The organism is Vibrio sp. 10N.222.46.A1 (genome assembly GCF_041473595.1).
Classification (GTDB): Bacteria; Pseudomonadota; Gammaproteobacteria; order Enterobacterales; family Vibrionaceae; genus Vibrio; species Vibrio tasmaniensis_A.
In genome coordinates this window covers 1-3,313 of record NZ_JBFRSN010001093.1, presented here as the reverse complement: position 1 = coordinate 3,313, position 3,313 = coordinate 1, and the positions used below count along the sequence as shown (strand labels likewise).

The 3,313-nt window shown below is 45.1% G+C and carries 2 protein-coding genes; both read right to left on the bottom strand.

The window, feature by feature from the left end:
• On the bottom strand, positions 1 to 1,074 hold a 1,074-nt coding region (gene gshA / locus AB4496_RS24125), incomplete at its 3' end, for a glutamate--cysteine ligase (protein WP_372132302.1).
• A 99-nt stretch (positions 1,075 to 1,173) separates the two neighbouring features.
• On the bottom strand, positions 1,174 to 3,313 hold a 2,140-nt coding region (locus tag AB4496_RS24120; RefSeq protein WP_372132299.1), incomplete at its 5' end, for a M16 family metallopeptidase.

Here is a 3,313-nt window from a genome sequence, read left to right as displayed (position 1 = left end):
TGATAACACGCTCCACGTTAGGAATAAATCTAAGAAGCGAACTTGCTGTTCATTGATGCCAATTGAACTGAATGGGTTTACGTCTAAAGAGCGAACCTCGATGTACTCAACGCCAGCACGAGCCAGTGCTTCAGATGGTTTCTCGCCACTTTTCGCCACACGCTTAGGACGGATTGGAGCATAAAGCTCATTCTCAATTTGCAGTACGTTGCTATTTAGTTGACGGTATTCCCCATCAACCTTAGTGCCAATCTCAGCGAATTCTTCTGATGGTGTGCGAATAGCTTGATTCAAACCTTCAAGGTATTGGTCTAGGCTGTTGAAGCCAATCTTCAGTACACTTTGCGCACTGTTGGTGTAACCAAGGTCACTTAAGCGCAATGCCGTTGCTTTGGGTAGATACAGTGTTTCTCCAACCTTTTCAAAAGGTAGGTTGGTTTCTCTTCCTTTGATAAAAGAAGAACATAGCGCAGGTGAAGCACCGAAGAAGTATGGGATTAACCAACCAAAGCGGTAGTAATTACGAATCAAACCGAAGTACGCATCTGATTTAGCTTCGCAACGCGCTTCTTCGGTTTGCTCTCCAAACAGACTGTCCCAAAAGCTTTCTGGGAAAGAGAAGTTGAAGTGAACACCCGAAATAATCTGCATCAGACTACCGTAGCGACGCTTTAGGCCTTCACGATATAGCGTCTTCATCTTACCGCTGTTAGAAGTACCGTATTGCGCAAGCTGAATGTAATCTTCACTCCCCACATAACAAGGCATAGAGAGTGGCCACAGCTTTTCGCCGTCTAACTTGGTTTGAGTGAAGTGATGGATATCAGACAACTGATTCAAAAGCGTCGGAACGTCGTTAGAAACAGGCGTGATAAACTCCAGTAGCGACTCAGAGAAATCGGTCGTTACCCATTCGTTCATCAACGCAGATCCTAAAGCCTTAGGGTGCGGCCCAGTAGCAAGATGCCCATCTTCCGTGTAGCGCAATGTTTCCCTTTCAACACCACGACCAAATTGAGAGAAGGTCTTAGGGTTGGTTGCAACTTGCTTTAGTCGCGCAGCAAAATCAATCAAAATTCTGTTCACTTATCTTATATTGTTCTTATTAGAACTATCATAAATTAGGTTGGAGGAGAAAAGTAGAATCTCTTCCCTCCCCCTTTAATGTGTACTCTAACGAATGATTTCAAGCTCTTCTATTGGAATATCTAACTTTTCTAATTGAGGGCGCAGCGAAGTCGCGTCACCAACAACAATTATTTGATAATCATTCGGGTCAAACCATTTCTTCGAGAGCTCATTTAAAGTCTCTTTTGAAACCGTTTCTACTATCTGGTTGCGCTGCTGTAGGTAGTCTTCATCAAGGCTCAGCGTAACAATATTACTCAACAATCCAGCCTTTTGACTTGGTGTTTCGTATTTAAGCGCATCTTGTTGACCGACGGCAAGGCGCATAAATTTCACCTCTTCGTCAGTTAATCCACTCTGACTAAATTCATTTAGCTCAGCAATAAACTCTTGAATTGATGGAACCGTCGCATTGGCTCTAACTTGAGCACTAAACACTACCGCACCAGTTTCACGCGTACTCGCAAAGTAACCGCTTGCACCGTAAGTGTAGGCTTTGTCTTCACGCAGGTTCTGGTTGATGCGGCTATTGAAGTTACCGGCTAAATTAAAGTTAGCCAATTGACTTAAATACAATTCACCGGTCGCATCAAACGGTAACCCTTTACGAACTAAGCGTACAATACTTTGTGGTGCTCCCGGCTTATCCACTAAGTACAAGTTCTGGCCCGAAAGCTCCTTGATGATCTGTGGACGAGTGAGTGGTGCAGCGTCACCTTGCCATTCTTCAAAGAACTGAAGCTGCTTTCCAACCTCCTCCTTCGTGATGTCCCCTACAATAACAATATTAGCTCCCTCAGGAGTATAGTGCTGACTGTAAAACAGTTTTACATCGTCTAGAGTTAACGATTCTAGAGAATCCTTGGTGCCATCACTCGCTCGACCAAAAATACTGCTACCGAACAACACCTCTCGGGTTGCTTGAGAAGCCATCCAGCTCGGTTGTTGATGCTGATACACTACGCCTTCTAACATCTGACTCTTAACGCGTTCGAAATCTTGAACATCAAACTTAGGCTCAAATAGAACTTCTTGCACGATCGCTAAGGTTTGAGGCAGGTTTTTCTCTAACGTCGAGACCGAAATATCTGTGGTATAGCTGCCAGCACTAATGCTAACGCTACTACCAAGCTTATCTAAGGTGGCCTGTAACTCTTCAACCGTTCGTTTAGTCGAACCTTCTTCCATCATCGATGCAGTTAGGTTCGCCAAACCCTCTTGACCTTTACCAACATAGCGCTCACCCGCAGGGAGTTGAATTTGTAGCTGCACTGTCGGCGTTTCGCTAGTCACAGTACCAATCAAGTCAGTACCATTAGCAAAATGCATGCGATACAGCTCAGGCATGGTCGCTTCAACACCAAAGTTCACTTCAGGCATCACGCTGCGATCAAATGTGTTCGGTGCCTTTCTGAAATCCAATTGTTCTTCTGTCACTTTGCTGTATTCAGGAAGGGTACGAGCAGGAGTGCTAAATGTAGCCTCGCGAACCGCTAAGTCGAGTTTTTTCTTAGGAACCACACTCAAGGTAACCTTGTGCTTACCTTCGATAAAATCTCGGTACGCCTTGCTTACGCTTTCAGGGGTAACAGATCGGATTTGATCGAGTTTTGATTCAATACGATCAGGCTGGCCATAGAAGGTTTGATTTGACGCGAGCTGTGAAACCTTGCCTCTAACACTTTGCAGTGCAAACACCGCATTCGCTTCAGCCATGCCGGTAATTTGATCTAGACGATCTTGTTCCACACCGCCTTTCGAAAATTGTTCTAGGGTTTCCATCAGTTCTTTATTAAGAACCGTCAAATCCCCCTTTTCACCTGAGTCACCCATCGCATAGACATACATAGTACAAGCGAGCTCAGCACAATCGTGGAAAGAGCCTGCACTCACCGCTTTTTGCGTTTTTACGAGGTTTTGGTACAGATAACTGTTGGTCCCTGAACCTAACACGTTAGACAGCGCATTCAGTGAAGCTTGCGTATCTTCACCGCGGTAGGTTGTTGGCCAACCAACAAGCACCATCGGCTGACGAACGTTGTCTTCTAACGTGATGTACTTATCTTCTGTTAGAACAGCTGGTTGCTTCTCAGCAGCCTTAACTTCCGGACCTTGAGGGATTGGGCCAAAATACTGATTAACCCACTCTAGCGTGTCATCAACGTCGATATCACCACCGATAGTC